Here is an 18,097-nt window from a genome sequence, read left to right on the forward strand (position 1 = left end):
AAGAAAACCATTATCTAAATCTCTTTGATTTCCTACATGAATTTCAATATCACAAGAATCGACTAATTGAAATTACCTTATGGCTTTTTCCATGCAACATAAATTTAGAATTAATTTCAATTCGATTGAGCATTATTTTCATCCTTTCCAATCAAATTCCCAATAATGTTGGGCTCTAACTCATTAAGGCTAACAATGCTATCTCTACTTATTTCACTATTCACATCAATATGGAATATTCCATGAGCAACAAGAAAATAAATTAATGGAAGAAGCAATAATGGATCAATTTGATATTTAAATGAATCAGCTAAATTTGATATTGTCGTTTCTCCAATACATTCCAAACGATATTTCACTTGGGGAATCCAATTATAGTAATATTCTCGTGGGGTTAAATAGTTTTTTAAGAATCGTATATTTCTCGAAAGTAAGTGTGGTAATTGTGAAGGGTAAATAACTTGATATATCCACCCCAGTTTTTCAGCATACCTTCTACATGCCTCATTATTTTTTTCAAATATAGGGGTTATTTGTTTTGAGTCAAATTTTATTTGATACAATATTGGGCTCTGGCCTTGTCTAAATACAAGCACATCAGGAATATGTAACCATTTTTTAATTTCATTGGTCGAATTTCGTGCTGTTACGGGGATTTCAACTGGTTGAACATAATAACGAATCGTCGAAGAATCCAGCTCCAAAAAAGAATAAAATAATCGTTCATTTAACGATTCATACTCAACTGCACGAGCCATCTTTTGACTATAAAAACTGCCAATAATATGGTGTATTTTGCGACTCATTTTATTATTAACTCTTCTCTTTGGTGAATATAGTTTGTCCTCTTCATCCCATTTTTTATAGTTCCACCTCATTTTTTCAGCTCCTACCATTTTTTGTATCAAAATATATTATCATTTGATTTTCAAACCTCACGTTACCATATTTTTATATATTTGGGATAAACTATCCAAAGAATTTTTTGCCAATTAAATAAAAACCCCGTCCTAATAATTAATTAGGGCGAGGCATAAAATCAAGTATCAAATTTAATTATAGATTGTCTCAAGTATAATTATTTTAAGTCTCATTTATAAGGATAGGTCACAAACACTGTGAATTTTAATATGTTTTGACACAAAAAGCCCCCTATTATAGGGGATTTTTGAACATAAAAAAGTCATATTCCTTATCTTTTTTTGTCATAAGTAGTTGTTTTTTTAATGTACAATGACAAAAATTAACTTTTATCTTTTGTTTATTATGGCGTTTTCCAAAATATCCAGTTTTATTACCCGACAAGATAATCCTTCTCTTATGCCCTATATAAAACATTAGTCTTTAATTAGTCCTAATTTCTTTAGTCTTGCTCTAATTCCTCCTGGGTTCCTTGCATGTAACTCAGCTATTTCCTTAATTGACAAATTTTCATTGAACCTCTTAATTAATAATTCCTCTTCTTCAATTGTCCATTTAATATGAGAGTTAATAGGTAAGCCTAATTTATTTTTACGGTCTATTATTTTCTTTTGACTAGAATTGTAAGCAATCTCGGATTTGTATTTGTTTACTTCTTTTAATTTATTTATTAATTCAATACTATTATAAATTTTTCCATTTACAGTTGAATAAACATTGTCTTTATTACTTGTTAGTAAGTTGTGTTTTATTAACCTTTTTCTTATGCCTTTTTCTCCTCTTCTGTGAAATGAAGACAATTGGTCAATAGTCATTCCATTTTTAAAATTGTTAATTAGTATTTCTTCTTCTTTCTTTGTCCAACGTGTATAATCATTTAATGGTCTTCCCCTTAATTGATTTTTTTTTGCTACTGATTCCTTATTTATTTTCATAGACTTATTAGGGGATGTAACTGGTCCCTTACCCTCTATATCATGAAAGTTATTTGTCATATCTTTATGGAGTTTTATAAATTTTTGAAAAGAAACATTAGACTTTGATATAGAATAAGGAACGGTTAATAGTTTTAGGTCACTATGAAGTATTAAAGCGTTAGTCTCAGTAACTGTTAGGGACAATTCTTCTCTTATAGTTCTAAATTGTGACCAATTAATCCGATTTCTATAGACTTTACTTTTTATTGCCTCTAATTTGGCATTATCTATATTATAATAAATTAATCGATTTATTGAACTATAATTTTCACCAATTAAATAACCAAATCCTTTATTAATACAGTACCTTTGTAATGCGATATATTTAATGATGTTATGATATAGCATCATTTGACTTCTAGCTTTAATTTCAACCAAGACACAACGGCCATCCTCGAACAACACTAGAAAATCAGGGTAATAGAACCTGTGAAACTCGTTTATTTTATAAGAGATTTTAACAGGCTGTTGAACATAGCCTTTTACATCCTTCAAAGATTCTAAATACATACAGAATTTATATTCAATATTAGATTCATATTCTATAGTACGTTCATTCTTATTGCTAAAAAATTGACCTGTTATCGCATTGTTATCCCTATTAACTAACCTTTTAGGTTCAATTAACTTGAACTCATCAGGATCTATTTTCGATATGGTTTCCGGCCATGCAACGTCGTTGAATAATCTATCAAATATTTGCTTCTGGGTCTCATTACTTTTATTTAAATTATTTTGTTCAATAAGAGCTTGTCGGAAAACAGAACGAACTTCCTTAGTCTTTTGTTTATACTCGCTACTAGAATAAAATAAAGAAACAAAAAGATTTAAGTAATGTGGTTTATTCATGCGTAGTAATAACGATGCTATATTAATTGGATTTGCTTCCTGATTTGGTGTAATCCAGATTGATAATAATGAGCGTAAGTTTTTCAAAGCAATAGTTGACTCTTTTTTAAATAATTTGCTGAGTTCTTGAAAAGATTTCGATTCAATTTGTCTTATTCTCTCGCGTGTAACACCAAACCGATCTCCTATTTCTTCAAGGGTTAATGGTTGTCCATCAGTAATGCCTAAACGAGTACTTACTATTTCATAGCTTCTATCCGTTAAGGTAGAACGAATAGCCTCAGATAAATAATAATCAAAAATATCTTCTACGTTATCTTCAATCTGAATTAAACTTGCTATTGTTTGATGGTCCAATTTATTCCCCCCTTTTAAATTGAAGATAATTATCCATAGTCTTTTCTCTATAATTTTAGATTCTATGTTAACTTACTTATTTTTATAGTGAACTAAAAATCCCCTTAGAAATTTCTTTCTACTCATTGCTTTTAAACTCCTCTATACAATTTCAAAAATTCCTCATATTCCTTATCCGTTAATAACAGCTCGTAATTAGATTCCTCGGACTTAATAAATTTATCTATATTGGGAATAGTATTAATAAATTTTGATATTATATATCTATCTCTTCGAAACTGAAACACCTCCTCTAAATCAGTTGGAAAACATGGAATAGGAAAAGTTTCAGATGTCCTCTCATTGAAGTTAACTATAAAGTAAACACCTTTCCAATAATTAATATTTTTATTTTTCTTTGTGTCTTTACGATATGTTTTGCCAATCAACAACGGATAAACAGAATCGAGCTGTCTATGTCCTATATTTAATGATATTAATTTACCAAAAGCAAATCCGTCATCCTCTATTTGAGTATAGAAATCCCGATAATATTTATAATGAACAGAGTTATATTTATCTTCTCTTAATAAATCTTCAATGTCCTCCCAAAATAAAATATCAACGTTAAACAAATTCTTATTTATATTCTCATCAGATAAAGAACGAACATAAGCTTGAATCTTACTATCTCTTTCTGCGGTGGTATAAAATATATAATGTGAAAGGTTCGGGTTAAAACCATAGGCTTTCTTTATTTCGTTTTTTATCTCTTCTTCCTTAATACTTCCGTTTTTTTTTACTTTGCATTGAATTCCTATCCACTCAGAACTCTGTTTAATACGCGCAAAAATATCCACACCATCTTGTCTTTGCCCTCTTCGTCCATTTCTATTAACATTTTCATATTGACCTGTTTGCTTAACTAAATCTAAACATAATTTCTCAAACATTTCTTCATTTTCAATTCTAGGTATTTCTATCCCAAAATTCATTAAACTTCCCTCCAGTAGAATTAGTTTGAATCTATAATATGCTAAATATAAAAGAGTTTTTGTAAATCTGTAAGATAATCTTTATAATTCCACAGTTGATTCTAATTCACCAGGGTCAATCTCTTGTAATATTCGGTTACCTAAAATTCGCACTGTTAAATACACAACTAGAGCATCTGATACAGTAAATAGTCTTTGTCTTGCTCTATCCTGATTCACTTCATGTTTTGATTTATTAAACAGTTTTATAAATACATACAAACTTTCGATTGTTTTTTTATCTAGTAATTGCATCTGGCCTAATTGATGTACTACTTTTCCCAGAGTTGAATTGAAGTTCCTCAATTTCCTTAGTTTTTGATTCACAATTAGATAAAACCTTGTTGTTGCTTCTAAATGCATACCAGCATATTGAACAACATACCTAGATCCATATCTTATATCTCGTATATCCATCTCACTCGATGCATATTGTAAAGGTCTAAAAATACTACGCTTAATACCATAAGGAAAAGGGTTATTAGCAGGATGTTTTGGTAAGTTATAACCACCTAGACCACCAATTTCTTCATCTACTTTCCAAAAGGCATCTAATGAATACTTTTTTTCTTTATTATCTATTTCCGTAATCGTCTCACTTACTACTTGTTTTTGATATTCATTTAATACATGTTCATAAAGCCACTGTGATTCTTCTAAAGCTCTATACATATATCCTCCCACTTTACCTCTGTACTAAACTAAAAATAATTATCAATATTCAAAGTGCTCCATTCTCCTATCACTTTCTAACTCTTCTTTTCTCATCTGTTCAATTCTTTTAATTTGTTCCTCATTTAATATTTTTGCCCAACTACTTAATTCCTGTTTTTCTTCATCAAGAAATTTAATAACTAAACTTCTTCGTTCATCAAAAATACTTGCCATTGACCCCGAATGCACTCCTCCTAGACTAGTGTAACTAAATAGATTTAATTTAATATAATTTAAGATATCCTCATTTTTATAAAAGTTATCTATAATATATATCCCTAACTTTGACCAATGATATTTACTTTCAGTTTTTCTGTATAACTTTACATTTTCTAACAGCATCTTTACTCTAATATATCGCTTCTCAAGTTCTACACCCTCAATCCAATTTATCAGTAACTCCTCGCCAATATTACATAAAGGATTATTCCCAAAATCATATCTAAATGTAAAGCCTTCTTCTGAATAAGCATCTAGTGTTGACTTTAAAAAATCATGCGGCTTAACAATAGCTAAGGCTTCCAAAATCTCTTCAATATTAAACTCATAAATTCTTAAACTATTAATCCCAGCTAATATTATAGATAATAACTCGATAAATTTTTCATTTGAATTCGGTAATGAATAGACAAATCTAATGATTTTGCTATACTCATAGCTATCGAATAACCTAGATTTTATTTCTTTTGAGAATATAGTCATTAAGGATTCATGCATCAATTCTATTATTGGTTCATTTCCTGATAACTTCTCTTTCATAATGAAGATTAATTCATATAGAAAATGTGCAATTATATCAAAATCACCATATGAATTCTTGATTTCATTTAATAACTCTAAATATTTTTCTGGATTAATTTCATCATTTAGCCTCAAATTCCTTAAGGAGAAAATATAGTTTTGAGGAAAAAATTTATCTTTAATCAGCTGTATAAGTCTGTTTATCCCTTCTGAATCCGTAAATAAAAAGTTCTGTAAACACATAAGAACATTTATATAGTTTGACTCAACTAGTTCATCAAAGACTTCGTTTACTAATGATTTACTAAATTGAGATATAGCACCTATTAAAAAAGGCCTATAACCTTCTTTTCTATTAATTACATCTAGATTTCCCTTAATCAAAAACCATAATTCTTGTTTGTCATTATAGTTTTTACTTAATACACTACCTATTGTTTCAAGGTACCTATTCTGCTTTTCCAATAGATCTGGAAAATACTTAATTAATATACTTTTTTCTTCACTTAGAAACTCACCTATTTTGAGTGATTGAAATATGATTATATTATCGGTTTCAGATACTGTTGCGTCTTCACTTTCTTCAAATACCTCGAACAATTCTAGATATAATCTATTTGAAGTTAAAAATATTTGTAAACGTTCCTCCAGACTATTCGGTCGTAATTTAGCTTCCAATATTTCTAATCTGTCTATTAATGACTGATCCATTCTTTTGCTATCATATTTTAGAATAAGCTTTATACTTATCCAACCTTCTACCCAAAAACCTCTATTATGCATACTTAAGCATATAAATTCAACTACTTTAAAACAGTATCTTTGAGACCATATACTTCTTAGGTTCTTTGCTATAATTGTTGAAATTTCATTTGATATATTTTCAGTCGAATGTTTGTCCAAACAAAATTCAGCTACTTTTCTATACCATTGCTCTATTTCACTACCTAGTTTAGGAAGATAACCTAAATCTCTAATATGGCCTCCAAAATTAGATAGGCCATATCCCGAAAAACTTCCTGCTTCCATCATTTCGTCTAAAAGATTTAGTCCTAATGCTTGTTCTTTTTCCTGTTTTGATAAAAGCAAACGCTCAATTATTTCTAACCTTTGTTCAATAGTAGCATGTGTATGAGATAGATAAAGATGAAATAGTTTTTTTAGTAAGTCCCTAGTAGAATTGACATTTTCTCTTACTGTTTCTTTTAATGCCATCTTTATTAGTAACTGTACACTTCTTGTGAAATATTCTTGATCGTATGCAAGATGAATAAGCAACCTACTTAATCGGCTATATTGAGGATTCTCCCTTGAAAAAAAGTAATCAGCATACTCTTTTTGATTAATTTCTTCGAGAGTTTTCAATGTTAATTCAATATTCAAAGGGGCGACACACTCTAACAAATGCATTTTCTTTTCATCCATATTAGATACATCTTCTATTAATCCACTATTTTCAATCCACTCTTCAGCAAATTTTTTGGCCTTCTCCGAAAAATGAAGGTAACTTAAACGTTTTGTAAACGATCTATATAATCTCCACTCTGCTTTATTCTCAAAAACATTCTTCAATTCATAAAATGGAATATTCTCTAATGCATTTATCGCCAATTTATTCGCTAAGGCATGCGGTAAAAAAGCTCTATAGACTCCACGTTTTTGAATTAAATCTCTAGATTCTAGTTCGTTGACATTTCTTAAAAACTCTCTAATTGTTATTCCAGCCAAATCACTTAAAAGTCTAATCTCCAAATTTTCTGGTGAGCTTGTATCAATATTAAACGAGTAAACTAATGAACATACTTCGGCAACGATTTCTAGATTATTATTTTCTTCATTTCGTTGTTTAAATAATCGACTAAATATTGTTTTATCGGGTAATGACGATACATTTTCACCTCTATTAACAACACTTGCCAAAGCATTTGCAATTCTAAAATTCCCTCCAGATAACTTAGCTATATGTCTTGCACTACTATGATCTATATGTTCGTATCTTTCCAAAATCAACTGCGATATTACATTTTCAGAAGCACTTTCTAAATGGTATACTTCTGTTTCCTCTTTCGTTTCATCCTTAACATCATATTCAATAGTCAGTAGACTAATATTATCTGTGCTTGCAGTTTTGAGAATGCTTGTTAATTCTTTATGTAATTCTGGAGGACAATTATCTATAAATAAGTACGTTTTAGTTTTCTTCCTAATTAGTTGTTCTAACATCTGTTTAGGTGAAGGATTCGGGTTATCTCCTATATCTGTATATAGAACTAATGATTTCTCCAAAGCATTTTTGCCTACTCTTTCATCAAATAAAGCTTGAACGAAACGAGTTTTACCGACTCCTGAAAGCCCTACTAATCGTATTATTGTTTTTGAATCTTCTAATTCTAATCTTAATTTATTTAATCCCTCTTCAATAGAGATAGATTGTGAGTTGCTACCCTTATTTGAAAATCTAACATTTTCATCTAAAAGATACTCTTCTTCAATTCCCATTGGACAATACGCCCAATTTTCGTATCCTTTCCAGCCTTCTATAACTCTTCCAACTTTTTTTCTTACCCATGCAACCAATGATGGATATGTATTTACCCATGTGGCAGTCCTTTGGCTATCATAAAAATCTAAAAATATATCGGATTCTGGAATATAGTTGTCAATCACTTTTCTCATAGCTTTTCTTCTGGCATTTAACGCACCTTCTGCCGTAGAACTCTGGCTACTAATTATTATATATGCACCATTTCTTTGAACTAAACTCCTAATCGATTCTCTTAATATTTCTTTAGGTGCCATTTCTTTTGGAATTTCTGATGCAGGCATTTTTGGTTTTTTAACTTGAAATCCAGTATTCTTTCTAGGTATGAACCCTTGTTTCCAACTATCTTCATCGTAATTAACCCTCACATCTATTCCGCCATCTTTAGCATTCTGATGACCACCATAGGTTACTCCATGAGTAGTTAAACCCTTACTAGAAACTTCAGCTTCACACAAATAACCTATTAATAATCGTAAATCAGTATCGGTTAATGAAGAAATGTCTTGTGGTGTAACTTCTAACAATCAAACCCCCACCTTCAATATCTACTTTATAATTATTTTCTCTTTGTTTTTCTAGCTCTATGCTCATTATTTCCATCTATATTTAAACAAGTTGTACGACCTAATGAAGAACATCTAGAGTTCTAACCAAGGGCTTATTATCTATAAACCCAGACTGTATTTTAGCTGCTTAGTATATAAATATACAAATATTTCTTGCATCTTTCTATTGTTAGTAAGAGACCACTAAACTTCTTTTTTTTACCCGTTTTTTCAGAAAAATATAAAATTATCTCTTACGGATATCATACCGAAGAGATAATTTTCAATCAAACTTTATTATTAAATATGAATAATTATTTCAAACAATTGCATTTACTCTTATATGAAGTTTCTTCATGTTCTTATTTATTTGTACAATGTTCTTAATAAAGTAAAAACCTTGATATAGCCGGTTACTTTTGCTATATCAAGGTTTCATTTGTTATGCCATTGATATTATTAAACTAAGTCAAAGTTAATTATTTTATATGACAGTATTTAATATAACTCACGTGAACTCAAATTAATTATGTCACAAAAAATAAGATCTTTACTATTTTATCTATTTTAATTCCTTTTCCAAAGTTATGTTAGTTATAGATAAGTACTTACACGCAATTTCTTTCGATAAGTAGCTATTAATACCCGGCCATATTGCTTTATAATCTTGCTTATACAACCAGTTAATAGCCTCTTTCCCAGTGGGGTTACACTCTCGTACGACTGTTACTGTTTTTTTAAATCCTTTGTTTAATGCTTCTATCTCTAATTTCCTTAAAATCTCAGTTCCAACGCCTTTATTTTGATGGTTTTTATGGATTGATATTGATAACTCTGCATCATTTTCTTCATATTTTATCCATCCGTAACCTAAAGTCTCATTAGTATCATTAAGTAAGGTCCACCAATCTCCTGATAATGGGGCTTCCATTTCTATTTTAGATAAATTAAATGCACATGGATTATTACCAATAATATTTTCTCTAGATTCGTTCCACATTGGTTCTTTTTCTTTTATCCATTTCATAGAGCCACTCCTGAGTAATTACTTATTTTAATTATTTTATTTTTTGCTTTAATTCCTCATAGCAAACGAACGAGCTAGTAATACTCCCACTATAATATCCAAAGACATCTGCGTCCCTGGATATAGTAATGGATTAATATACCAAGGTCCATCCTTCCCGTACCATGTAACCCATAAGTAATCAGGAATAAGCACAATAACTAAAAGTATTATAGATGGGAATAAAGTCCAGCTAATTTTTACATGACCCCTGATTATACCTTTTATACTTTTAAATTCTAGTAATACACCAATTAACAGTCCATAAAGTGTTAACAAGTAATATTGGTATAGTTTTAGGCTGTTTATATTATTTTCATCAGGAAATCTATCCAACATATTAGAACTAAGATAAGTTAATAATATAATTGCAATTACAGCACTTATTTTTGATATTACGCTATTCTTGTTTATTGTTTTATTTCTATGTTGCTTCAAATTTCCTTTTTCTGCTTCTGCCTTTACTCTCTCCCATTCATTTTTTAAATAAACTCTTAATAAACTACTAAAATTTTCTATATTTTTCATGAGAGTTGTTTGTCCTTCATATCCGTATCTCTTCTTAAATAATTCATTTAATTGCTTATTCGTTTCGCTATGCAAACGAGGAGCTTTCTTAATAAGTTTAGTTTCGTCCCACTCTATGATCTTTTCTTTCTTTGCTACTTCTCTTAGTGCTTTTAAATACATTTCTTTCATAAAAGGCTTATTACTCGGTTCAGTTAAAACCTTTAGTTTTTCTTCATCAGTCATTTTTAATAAATCTATAACATCATATAATTCAAAAACATGACTACTAATCTCATCCATAATTGTTATGATTTCATTATCTGAATCATCTTTGTAATTTAAATGTAATTTTAATTCTGAGCTTACTCGAACAATCTTATCTAAATACTGAGCTCTTTTAGTTAGGTCTTTTTCAAAAGCTTCTTTATGATTATGAATTTTTGTGAGTGAGATATACTCTGAAGATAGTTCCCTTAGCTTTGACATCCATTTGACCCGCTCAGTAGTAATTGCATTTACAAATAACTCTTTTTTGTTTTTTGTATAATTTATTAACACATTCCAAAGCCCTACCAAGAGCGTCGCAAGTACTCCAATTAACATGACAAGCTCTCTCCAAGTAAAACTTCCATTTATAAATTGATGAGATTCCATCTTTCCCCTCCTAATTACAAGATAAAAAGGATAATTAAAATTAAATTTATGAGTATATGTATTTATCAAAATGTCTATAAAATGGTTCAATTGACTTTGGATATGCCTTTTTATGTTCATTCATAAACATTTCAAGCCAATCTTTTGATTCTTTTATTTCTATCAATATATCTCCATCTAACGTATTATTAGGGAAGAAAATGTTAAAGAAATTAATATATCCAAAAATTAACGGCACATATATATTCATTACATAAGACGCTAAAAATTCATTATACTCACATCCCATGATTACCCTTCCCTTTTCAGGAGAAGTTCTTATAATCCTAAAAAGTGATTTTCCTATTTTACCATGCGTTATTGTTGATAATTGTCTTCCATAAAAATCATGATAAAACCCCTGAGAAAACTCATCAAACATATTAACCATTCTAATTCTATCTGTTCCAGTTAAATATCCTTCCAATCTTTTATGATTTTTCTCAAAGTATCTCATTTGAACATACACTTCAAGTAAATGTCTATATAAAATAACACTCTCCAAGTAATAACCTTTTTTCCATGACTCATAAATTGAAAGAAAGGTATATGGGGATTGAAGATAATGTTCTTTACAATAGCCTTGAAAAGCACCATACGTTTTGTCAACAGATTCTAGTTCCCCTGTGTAATAAGGTAATTTAACTAGTGTATTAATTACTTTTGGTGTATTTGTTACTACTCCATTTAAATTATTATTTGTGTTTCTAAGAGTTTCAATTTCACTATTTAAAATGAATTCCAAGTCTAAGTATTTATTCATCATATCCTCCCCAAAATTCTCTATACAGATAATTTTACCATACATATCCAATTATAAAATGCACATAAAAAGAGAGCCTTTTTAAGCTCTCTGTAGTTTATAGCTTTACTTTAAAAACTATATTATATTTCTATTGAGTTCATTAGACCAAGATTTTTTCATTTTATCTGTGCAATACATAAAAAACATTAAGAGATATTCAGCATTTTCCCCGCCACATAAAGAGAGGAAAACGAAAATCATTATATTATTATATTCATAATCTCGACAAATAAGATAAAGTATCTCTTAAACTATTTCATCCATTATTTTGGATGAAATAAGTCCTCAGAAGTAATAAAGTAATCTGAGTCTAAATATAAGTTTTTGCTTATCTCCATGGATAATTCTAAAACCTAATTAAATATTTTTCTTTAAAACCTTCAATTGAATAAGATCTATATATTACTATTTAAATTTATCTCTATATAAATTTATTACTTCTTCAGCCAATTGAATATTAACGGTCATTAAATACTCGCAAACCACTGCAAAATTCTCATCTTCATTATCTAATGATTCGCAAATCTGCTTCATGACCTCAAAGACTTCTTCAGAATAAGAATACAATTGATTATCTATTAATATTATCTTTAAATAGCTTAATAGCAAATGTGGAAAATTTGTTCCTATCTTTTCTCTACTTAATCCATAAAATACATAATCACTGTGTAATTTAACGTTTATATTACTATTAACTATTAATTCTATATAATCTTTTATGACTGGTTCTAATACAATAATTAATTCTACTACTCTCTCCATTTCTTTACTACCCATTTCTACCGGTAAATTATACAAACGTAGAGTTAAGAAATCTTTTAACCAATCTTTCCAAGCTTTAGTTATTGCAGGTGCTTTAAGTTGTGTTAAGGTATCAAATATTTGGGTAATTAGCAGTTCAAAGTGTTGTTCATTTCCTTTATTCTTTAGAAAATTTAATAATGGATTGTTGTATTCCGCAGAGAAAAATAGTATGGAAGCGCAGTACTGGAAAATACCTTTTTTGGAAACTTCATTAAGCTCATTTATATAAGGTATAATAGACTCCAGTTTTTCATACAAGAATTTCAAGCTTCTTTCATTCAATTTTCCGCCATACACATAAGAATTCCATGCTTTCTTTGCCAACTCAACATCGATTTCAGCATCAAAAAGTGGCACTAATTCTTTTACAGCCCATTCTTCATCTATACTCATTATAATATTTAGCCGATTTGTTAAAATCATTTTACCCAATAAAGATTGTCCATCGTTTTCAGATAACAATCTTAAAAACACTTTTTGTTTTACAGCAGCCAATATTTCGTCGTTTTTATTCCCATCGTAAAACATCTTGCTATAAAAAACAGAGAAAAATCTTGTTAGTCTACCAATTGGATGATTTATTGCTTGAGTATAACTATCTTCTTCCATTAAACTGTCATCCGAGCTACTCAAAGATTCGAGAATTTTTTCAAAGATTTCAATGACAATATCAATACTAAACTTAATATCATTGCAATCTAATTTATCAGCTACACTCTCAAAAAAATAACAGATATAATAACGATAGTTATAAAGATCACAATGATTTAGTATAGCGTAAGATATCTCCTGAAACCCTTTATCATCAAGAGAAACTACACTAAATCCTTTCAAAACTGCAGACCAAAGATCAGAAGACTCTGTTTCAGAAACTGTCATATTCTTTAACAAGCTCCATCCCCATATGTTATCTTTCTCTATTGATGAGGTAATTACAGTTAAGAATCTCTCCCTCTTGTCAAAAGGGTTATCCTCTTCTTTATAAGTCATAAGCCAGTTAAAATCCTCATTGTGATCTGGATTCTTTGATAATATTTCATCAGTGGTTACTTCTCTAGTTATAGTAGAAAAATCAATTCTAGAAGACCAATGTGAGAGATCCGGATAATCTCTAACTTGAAAATGCCCGTTTCTTTCTCTTGCTTTTTCAAAATGCTCCTTCGCTAAAACACATTCCTGATCACAAAGAGTTAACCAGTAATATAGGTTAAATTCCTCATAATCTATTGTTTCTGTATCTAAAAGGTCCGAATCCTCATTTCTCCTTTTTTCACTTTCATTACTTATAATATTTAAAAGTGCATCTCTACTCTCAGGTTCCAAATTAGGATATACCTCTTTAATAAACTGAAACACTTCATGTTTATAATCGTTCTTAAACAAAAGGTCGTTATTAATAAGCCAGTTAATTTTTTGTTTGAAACTTACTTCATTGATCATCTTATAACTATGTATTGATAATCTGTTTAGTATCTTACTATCGCTTTGTAAACATTGTTCAATATATCCCAAGGCCAGCTTACTATTATTTCTAATTAGGAATTCAAGAATCTCCCTACACCCATCTATTAAAAAGTCTATATCTTTAGGATATTTGTCCTGCTCATGAGGCTCAATCGCTGAACGACTGAAACTAATAGGATCCCAATCTCCTTCTCTTGTAACCTTATAATAGTACGTTGTTAACTGAAGGTGATTAATAAAAATATTTATTAGAGGAATTGCATAGAAATCTAAATTTGGTAATATAGTCCCATTCCATACTTTTCTTAACCAATATGCATCACCCTTTATATCCACATTAACTTCGACTTGTTCCTCATCATTTTCATAAATAGAAAATTTCTTTTTATAACTTGTAAACGGCCTTGTTAGACACTCTAACAAAATAAGAATAATTTCCTTATTTTCTGGATGCTTTAAACCATTTAAAAGGAACTCTAAGTTGTCCTCCTTCTTTCTATGATTAACATGCCCCAAATATACTGGTATGCCTTTTCCTATATTTTTTGTTGAAGAATCATTTATTTTTCTGTATACTTCTCTAACTAAATATCTTTTAAGATAATCACTAAGACTGCCACTTTCCATGATTAATCGGAACAAACCTTCAGAGTTTTCCTGAAAGAAACTAGCAAGCCACGATGCTAAATTGTGATTAAATGGATTTATTTTATTTTCATTGAAAAATAATGAGTCTAACTTCTTATGTTTGTTCATCCATTCAACCCATTTAAAGTCATTTGCAAAGTCAAAATAATGTTGCGACCCTATTTCACTTTTTAGTTGTTCTAAAATATAACTCTCTTCAACCTCATTGTGTGCTGGAGGCTTTTCAACTATCTCCTTAATTAATTTTCTTTGTTCAAAAGCACCCATTTGAGATTTCTCTACCCATGCCTCTATTGATTTTTCTAATAAATCATGTCTATTTTTTGGATACTCAATATTTATAATTTGGAGATGATTCCAATGGTCACTATTTCCTTCTTCTGTAAATGCATATCTATTTCTATTATTTGAACCTAACCCCCGGGCTATATATTTCATTACTGGATCATTTACACTAAAACCAACAAATAATACAACATAGTTAGCAAACAAATCTCTTAAAAAGGTGGTTGCCCAACCATCTGTAAAATACGCTTTACCAAAGTCACTATCTGTTAATACTAAATCCCTTGGTCTATTCCTTACACTACCGTGCAATTGAACTACACCAGTAAAATCTCGTCCAAGTGGAAGCGCTGGAGCAGAATAATAAGAAATACCTTGATTATTCCCCGCTGCTGTTCTAAAATGATCATCAAAATTTGTTGTTACTATTTTAGGTTGATCACTTTGAAACAATCTAAGTAGGTTTTTGTGATAAGAGCTCGGCTTAGAGTTTGGTGAAATTAATAATTCAACCGCCTTCTCATGTACTCTTATCCCTCTATTCTGAAGCTTACCTAAGAATGTATCAATAGGGATAGTATCGTTATAAGCAATAAGTCCTTGAGATATTTGAATTGCTAATTTTTCAAAACTAGGAAGATTTGATGGGGGTGGCATAGACACTCCTGCACCAGCGAATATAACTAGCTCACCCTTTTTTTGTGCGTCTATTATCTCATCAGGAAGATTAATATCCTTTGTTATCCACATAGCTACAATCCTTTCATATCTATTTATGATTACTACCACGGAATTTTAATCCACATAATTTTTGATAAGGTAATTCTCACTTAGTTATTTACAGTTTATTGCTAATCTTATTATAGTTTAAGGGATACTTTATTTCACTGTCTTTAATTTTTAGCAGTAAATAACAAATTAAAATAATACAAATGCTAGACGCCATCTAAAAATAGTGAAGTATAACAGAGTGATTTCACAGTTTTACAAATAAATTTATATATCTTACTATAATTCTATTAAAGTAAGATATATAAATTACATTAGAAGGTAGGTTATTTAATTGGAATTATACAAACTAGAAAGTATGGCCAGAAATAATCCAGATAAATTGATAGAAAATATTAAAAATGAGTATCATAAAAACGGTATTCAATCAGCAATTAGTTATATTAAGATGTCCAACATTGCTATAAATAAATTGGGTACATTAACATATAATAAAATTCTATCAAATCTGATTAACTACTTAATTGAAGTGGATCCAAATAAAGAAATATTGAGTAAGTTTATTAACGAGATTAAAATAATAAATAATTTCTACACTGAATTAAATAAAAAAATATCAAATGATATTGAAAAAGAAATACAAGATAATATACATTTCCCAGCATTTTTACTAGTTTTAGAGTTAACATTACATGAAATAATTCAAAAAGAAGATTCCAATACTTCAAGTGCAATGTATGAAAACATCATAGAAAATGCTAGTCTTATATTAAAATACTTCAATTACAAAAAATTTCCTGTTAATGGCTCAAACAAGATTATCAGAAGTTCAGATTTAAATATTGCACAGAAGCATATTGAATTTGGGGACTTGAGAGTAATTATTGAAACTGTGAAAGATTTATGGAGTTACTTTAATACAGGCTTTATAACACATGATGGAAATTTTGCTTTGAACTCTTTAAATAAATCCAGTAAGGGCTTTTTCATAACCCAACTACTATTTCAGAATATAAGAGACGCTAAAATGGCTTATAGCGCTTTTGCTGAAAATGTACATCCGATATTAATAAACAAAAATATCTCTAATCTTCCCCCAACACAATATTTAAATCAGCATGAAAAGTTAGCCTGCGAATTTATAGAAGAATATTTTTATATAAATGATCTAACTATAAAACTAGACGGTATTCCTATAAAAGAATGGATTCGCGCGTATTCTATAATTGCTGTTTTTGCAAATGATTTTCGTGAAAAAAGAAACCTAAAAGTTAACAAAATCTCTATGCAACTAAATAAATGGTGCTTAATCAAAGATATCAACGAGTGGAAAAGAATTTTTGAGAAGTATGGCGTTAGCAAACAGAACATAACCCAAATCCTAGGAAGATTAACCTTTAAAAAGAATTCTCGGGACTTATTTGATTGCCCTTTAATTCCATTTGAAGATAAATTACTTGTGCTCCCTTCGGCTACTTTTCTAATTGATTGTTCTAGGGCATTATTATCAAATCTAACCGCGAAGGGAGTAAACGTATCGATTAAAGGAACTAAATTTGAAAAAGAAATTAGATCATTAATAAGCAAAAATGACATCATTTGCAAAAACTTAAAAGATAATATTAAAGGTGAAAACTATGAATGTGATATAGTATTTTCTCTAGATGGAGATTTATTTATATTTGAATTAAAAAATCTTCCACAACCTCAAACATATAAAGAATATAAAAGGTTTTTATTAGAAATAGAAAAAGCCAAAACTCAACTAAGAAGAAATTCAAACCACTTTTTAAGTAATTCAAATGAATTATTGTCAGATACCTTTAAAGTTGATCCTACTAAATGTAAAGTATATAAAATAATATTAACTAATGTTCCTATAGGGGAAGACTTAGATAGCGATGACATATATGTAACAGACAGCCTTAGCATTGAAGGTTTCTTCAAGAGAAATAGTCCCTCAACGGTAATGTATACGGGAAGTAATTTAATTGTGGAAAAATTCTTTCGCTCAATTTTTGAGGGGCAGTTATCAAAACAAAAATTTATAAAAATGCTTCAGATTAAACCTCATATCTTAATGAATGAAAAAAGAATAGGTAGAAGAAAATATAACTACGGTAAACAGTTAAATTTAATTTTAGAAACTTATTTTGTAAAATTAAATTCCGTATCAAGTATAGAAAGTTTAAGAGGCAATAAAGATTATAATAATTATATTGATCATCTACATCAAATCAAGAGTTTATATGATTAATATAATCTAATCGACAAGTTATTAATTGTTTTCTTAAAGCGAGCGGGTTTGTCCTTAACTACTCGCTTTTTTTGATACAATATTATTAAATTTACTTTTAAATACAAAATCCTGCTGATCCAAATACAATTTCATAAGGAACATAACAATATGTTATGCCCCTTCTTATAGACT

Annotated in this window: 10 protein-coding genes; 1 reads left to right on the top strand and 9 read right to left on the bottom strand. The window is 29.3% G+C overall.

Annotated elements, in window-relative coordinates; all coding sequences use genetic code 11:
- Window positions 1-116 precede the first annotated feature (116 nt).
- The 9 genes from GMD78_RS13155 to GMD78_RS13195 form a co-directional block, all read right to left on the bottom strand.
- Window positions 117-878 (bottom strand): TnsA endonuclease N-terminal domain-containing protein, encoded by a 762-nt coding sequence (locus GMD78_RS13155; RefSeq protein WP_196493817.1) that lies wholly within the window; start codon window positions 876-878, stop codon window positions 117-119.
- A gap of 459 nt (window positions 879-1,337) precedes the next feature.
- Window positions 1,338-3,104 carry a sigma factor-like helix-turn-helix DNA-binding protein gene (locus tag GMD78_RS13160; protein WP_155669276.1) on the bottom strand — a complete coding sequence of 589 codons (1,767 nt, stop codon included), beginning with the start codon at window positions 3,102-3,104 and terminating at the stop codon, window positions 1,338-1,340.
- 131 nt (window positions 3,105-3,235) lie between these two features.
- Window positions 3,236-4,078 carry a restriction endonuclease gene (locus GMD78_RS13165; RefSeq protein ID WP_155669277.1) on the bottom strand — a complete coding sequence of 281 codons (843 nt, stop codon included), beginning with the start codon at window positions 4,076-4,078 and terminating at the stop codon, window positions 3,236-3,238.
- Between the two features lie 81 nt (window positions 4,079-4,159).
- Complete coding sequence (locus tag GMD78_RS13170; protein WP_155669278.1) at window positions 4,160-4,789, bottom strand: hypothetical protein; 630 nt, start codon at window positions 4,787-4,789, stop codon at window positions 4,160-4,162.
- A gap of 42 nt (window positions 4,790-4,831) precedes the next feature.
- Entirely contained in the window at window positions 4,832-8,641 is a 3,810-nt protein-coding gene (locus GMD78_RS13175; RefSeq protein WP_155669279.1) for a hypothetical protein, read from the bottom strand.
- Between the two features lie 583 nt (window positions 8,642-9,224).
- Entirely contained in the window at window positions 9,225-9,689 is a 465-nt protein-coding gene (locus GMD78_RS13180; RefSeq protein ID WP_155669280.1) for a GNAT family N-acetyltransferase, read from the bottom strand.
- A 48-nt stretch (window positions 9,690-9,737) separates the two neighbouring features.
- A complete protein-coding gene (locus tag GMD78_RS13185) occupies window positions 9,738-10,892 on the bottom strand; it encodes a hypothetical protein (RefSeq protein WP_155669281.1) in 1,155 nt (384 codons plus the stop codon).
- A gap of 46 nt (window positions 10,893-10,938) precedes the next feature.
- Window positions 10,939-11,694, bottom strand: a complete 756-nt coding sequence (locus GMD78_RS13190) for a hypothetical protein (protein WP_155669282.1) — start codon at window positions 11,692-11,694, stop codon at window positions 10,939-10,941.
- Between the two features lie 447 nt (window positions 11,695-12,141).
- Entirely contained in the window at window positions 12,142-15,687 is a 3,546-nt protein-coding gene (locus GMD78_RS13195) for an SIR2 family protein (protein ID WP_155669283.1), read from the bottom strand.
- Between the two features lie 313 nt (window positions 15,688-16,000).
- Between GMD78_RS13195 and GMD78_RS13200 the strand changes: the two genes are divergently transcribed.
- Window positions 16,001-17,923, top strand: coding sequence for a hypothetical protein (locus tag GMD78_RS13200; protein WP_196493818.1), 1,923 nt, complete (start codon window positions 16,001-16,003; stop codon window positions 17,921-17,923).
- Window positions 17,924-18,097 lie beyond the last annotated feature (174 nt).

It is taken from the genome of Ornithinibacillus caprae (assembly GCF_009728145.1).
In the GTDB taxonomy this organism is placed as follows: Bacteria; Bacillota; Bacilli; order Bacillales; family Amphibacillaceae; genus Ornithinibacillus; species Ornithinibacillus caprae.